This is a genomic window from Pseudomonadota bacterium (assembly GCA_010028905.1).
Classification (GTDB): domain Bacteria; phylum Vulcanimicrobiota; class Xenobia; order RGZZ01; family RGZZ01; genus RGZZ01.
In genome coordinates this window covers 1-4260 of record RGZZ01000439.1, presented here as the reverse complement: position 1 = coordinate 4260, position 4260 = coordinate 1, and the positions used below count along the sequence as shown (strand labels likewise).

Below are 4260 nucleotides of genomic sequence, written 5' to 3'. Positions count from 1 at the left end.
AAAGCGGGCGAGCTTCTGTCGCGCGTCGCCCGAGAGGTTCTCGGGGAGGTAGCGCAGCACCACCACCCAGCGGTTCTTCACGTCGAGGCCAGCGTACGAATCGTAGCCGTGGTCGGGGGCCACGATTCCGTACCCCGCGAACGCCACCGCTGAGGGCTCCACTGCGCCGCTGCGTGAGAAGGCGAGGGGGCGCCAGTCACGATCGACGGCCTGCGTCCGGCCGTTGACGACAAGTTCATTGGCGGGGCCCAGCTTCACCCCGGCGGTGAACGGGAAGGCCTGCAGCCATCCGCCGCGATCGCCGGCGGGCTCGAGGCCGAGCGCGCGCATCACGTCGATGATGTAGGCTGCGGCGCGCGACTCTCCCGGCGTGCCGGTGAGGCGGCCATCCATGGCTTCTGCCGCCAGCGCCTCGACGTGGCGCTTCACGGCGGAAGGCTCGATGGGCAGCGGGCGCTCTCGCCGCGCCTCGGGCTGCGAGCGGGGGGGCAGCCCCAGGGCCTTGCGCGCCGCCGCGTCGTTCCACTCGGCCATGAAGATCTGTGACTGGCCGTTGGCGGTGCGCGATGTGGTCCAGGCGATGCCGCGTCCGTCCGGCGTGAAGACCGGGAGGCTGTCGAAGCCGTCGGTGCTGGTGATGCGCACGGGCTTTGCGCGGCCGGCCGCGTCGACGATGTAGAGCTCGAAGTTGCCGTAGCCGTGAAGGTTGGTGCCGAAGACGAGGTAGTCGCCGGAGGGGTGGAAGTACGGGGCCCACGACATGGCGCCGAGGTGGGTGATCTGGCGCTTGTCGCTGCCGTCCGGGTTCATCGTGAAGATCTCGGCGGTGCGCCCATCGGTGGAGAAGTGCCGCCAGCAGATGCGCGTGCCGTCGGCGCTGAAGAACGGTCCGCCGTCGTAGCCGATGGTCTGGGTGAGACGGCGAACGTGTGTGCCGTCTGCATCCATGGCGTAGATGTCGATCTGGCTCGAGGGGTCTTCGGCGAAGCGCTTGCCATCGTCGGGTGAGAGCGGATCGGTGAATGCGTGCCGGTTCGAGGCGAAGGCGATGGTTCTCCCGTCTGGTGACCACGAAGCCTCGGCGTCGTAGCCGCGGATGTGGGTGAGGTTGCGTGGGGTGCCGCCTTCGATGGGGGTCTCATAGATGTCGTAGTGATCGTCAAAGTCCCACGCGTATCGGCGCTTCTGCCCGCTGGCGCGAAAGGTCAGCTCGTCGCGCTGAAGCTGCGCGCTGGCCGGGTCGTCGTGGGTCGACGCGAACAGGGCTCGGCGGCCGTCCGGATGGATCCAGCTGCAGGTGGTCTTGCCCGTGCCAGGCGAGACGCGGTGGGTGCGGCCGGTCTCGAGATCGAGCACGTAGATCTGGTAGAACGGGTTGCCCGGCTCGCGCTCGCTCTGAAAGATCAGGTGGCGACCGTCGCGGCTGAAGTAGCCCTCGCCAGAGCGACGCCCCTCGAACGTGAGCTGGCGCACGTTCGAGAGGAAGGTCGACTCCGTGGTGTCTGGAGACGGGGAGGCCATCGGTGAGGCGACCGCTGAGGGAGAGGCGGAGGCCGAGGGGGGGGCCGCGGATGGCGCTGCTGGCGACGGGCAGACAGGCAGCAGCAAGAGGAAGGCGAGCGTGATGAGGGCGATGCGGGGGGCGTTCATGGGAGTGCGCATTCGTTCTCAGCGTGTCGTCCCCTTCCGCGTGGTTGGGAGTCCGCGGCGCGGCAGTGCACGGCGTTTTCGTGAAATGGGCGTGAAACCCGCGTCATTCCTGCGTCATTCAACGAAGCGTTAACATTTCTCGGGTGCATCGGCCTGGTGGCAATGCTATACAGGGTGCATGACGATGCGGACGTCTTCCGCAGGCTGGAGCTCACCCGATGACGACCCCCTTCCTGAGGCCTGATTTCTTCGCGGTTCGCGCACCGCTGTCGAAGGCTGCCGGCGCGCTCGCGACACGCGGCGTCAGCCTCTCAGCCGATGCGTCGCGCGCAGCCCCATCGGTGGTCCTGCCGCGGGCCTCAGACGCGTCGCCCGCAGTCAGGCAGGGGGCCACGAGCAGCGCGTCGGGCGCGACCCATCGCCTCGATGCGCATCCGCTGTTCGTCGATGGAAGCACCTACGACGAGTTCTCTCTCAGCGGGGCCAATCTCGAGTTCGCCCGCGCCCAGTTCGGCCTCGACGACGCGTTTGTCGCCCTGGCCCGCACCGGCGAGGCGCGGTGCTCTGTGGTCTATCACTCCGAGAACGGTCGCGTCACCGTCGATGCCTATCGCGCCGCGGCTCCCGCGCTGAAGGGGTCGGTGTTCTCTGCCTACGTCGTGAAGAACCCGGACTTCGACCCGGGCAAGGCCTACAAGAACGAGCGGGTGACGAAGCTGTCTGAGGGGCACTTCCTCGGAACCATCATCCCGTCTCGTCAGCTCGTTGTTCCGGACGGCGCCGATCGCACGCTGCTCGATTACCTCGCGTCGAACGGCTTCCAGCCCCGCGAGCACCTGCCGTTCGATGACTTCGGTCGGTCGGCGGAGTTCAAGCGGCTCTTTGGCATTCCCGATCATCTCGGGGTGCAGATGTATGAGATGCAGAAGAAGTCGTTCTCCGAGAAGTTCAAGGTCTTCTACCAGCTGTGCAAGGAATCACCGGAGTACGCCATGCTCAAGCTGGGCGACGTGCTCGACAATGTGGGCTCGGCCATGCTGCTGGGCGTCATCACGCCCGAGCTGTGGAAGCAGGGCACTGCGTATGGCATTGCATCCACCATCTCCTCCATCGGAAACATCGGAAGCCCCGCCGTCGGCATTGCGGCAGAGAGCGTTCTGGGAAGCGTCGTCGACAATGCCGTCAACTCAGATCGCCCGCTCAGCAGCCTGAAGAAGATCAACCTGGTGGCGGCGTCTGCCTATGCGGTGAAGATCGGGTGCATGGTGGGCATGCACCCGGCGGTCATCCAGATGATGGGAAGCCACCCTGGACTCGTCTTCACCGGGCTCTACGCGGGTTCCACCGTCATCGGCTCGGTGGTGGGCGTGGTGAGCGGGAAGGCCGAGATGGCCATCCACGATCAGCTGATCAACAAGTCGCAGACCCTCGCGTCGGCCGACTACAGCAAGAGCTACTACCAGATACTCGGGGTCGAGGCGTCGCTGGCTCGCATCTTGTACCTGGGCAGCTACTCCGCCGCCGTGGCGGCCGTGGCCGCGTTCCCCGCGGCGTCGCTCCCGCTCGCCGTGGCCGGGGGTGCGCTCTGGGCCGGAAGCGGCTTCATCTGGCCGCTGTATCGTGAGAAGCCGGAGGTGAAGACGATCATCGAGGGCACGGGGTACGTGCACGATGGCGATCGCTATGTCTTCGACTCTGGCTGGGAGGCCACGTTCGAAGGCGGCAAGGGACGTCTGGTGCAGGAAGACGCCAATCACTTCTCCGTCTCGATGAACGACGGTGAGCTGCGCCTCAAGAGCGACGTGGCACAGAACGTCGACGTCTCCCATCGCCGCCGTCTCATCGACTGGCTCCCCTCGTTCCTGAAGTTCAAGTCGATCGGCGAGAAGGAGCACTGGGACCTCGACAATGGCGCGCATCGCGTGCAGGTGTCGCGGTACGGAGAGGGCTTCCGTGTGGAAGCGGGGGCGTCAGGTGAGTTCGTGGTGAGACGGCCTCACTGACCGTCGACTGGGGAGAGGGCGGCGCGTGATGGAGATCACGCGTGCGGTGTGTTGGTTCGGCGCTGAGAAACCAAATCGTCGTCTGAGGAGTCATGTGGGCGATACGCCGCGGGTGCGGGAGTGGGTCCTTGTGAGTCGGGCGGTCCTGCTGAACCTGGCGGCCTCGTGATGGGGAGGCTCCACAGATGTCGAGATTTCGCTCTGCGCTGCGCGTGGCAGCGGTGATGGTGCTCGTGCTTGTCTCTGTCTCTGCAGCGCCGGCCAAGGACACGAAGGCGGCAGATGAGTGGGTCGACGAGTGGAGCACGGGGCTTCAGCTCACGCCCGCCCAGTACGAACAGGCGCGCCACCTCATTGATCAGGCGCGCAGGAACGCGGATGCCGTAGACGCCGACACCTCGCTCGACGCCGCGGAGAAACGTGTGCGGGTCGATCGCATCGAGGCCGGTCTGAGCGAGCGCCTGTACGAGGTTCTCACCCCTTCGCAGCAGGCGCGCTATCGCGAGCGGGAAGGCATCGCCTCGAGCGGTGGTGGCCTCGCAGACGCGCAGACGACGACGGCTTCGAGCGCTTCCACCGCTTCCACCGCTTCGGAGGCGGGCCCGCC

General features: G+C 66.4%; 3 protein-coding genes. 2 read left to right on the top strand and 1 reads right to left on the bottom strand.

The features are described from left to right. Positions 1 to 1650, bottom strand: a 1650-nt coding sequence (locus EB084_20700; protein NDD30686.1) for a peptidase M28, incomplete at its 3' end; no start/stop codon positions are given. Positions 1651 to 1868: 218 nt separating this feature from the next. On the opposite strand from EB084_20700, the gene EB084_20695 reads away from it, so the two are divergent. Both EB084_20695 and EB084_20690 read left to right on the top strand, forming a co-directional pair. After that, a complete protein-coding gene (locus EB084_20695) occupies positions 1869 to 3653 on the top strand; it encodes a hypothetical protein (protein ID NDD30685.1) in 1785 nt (594 codons plus the stop codon). A gap of 185 nt (positions 3654 to 3838) precedes the next feature. Continuing rightward, the coding region (locus EB084_20690; protein ID NDD30684.1) for a hypothetical protein at positions 3839 to 4260 on the top strand (422 nt) is incomplete at its 3' end.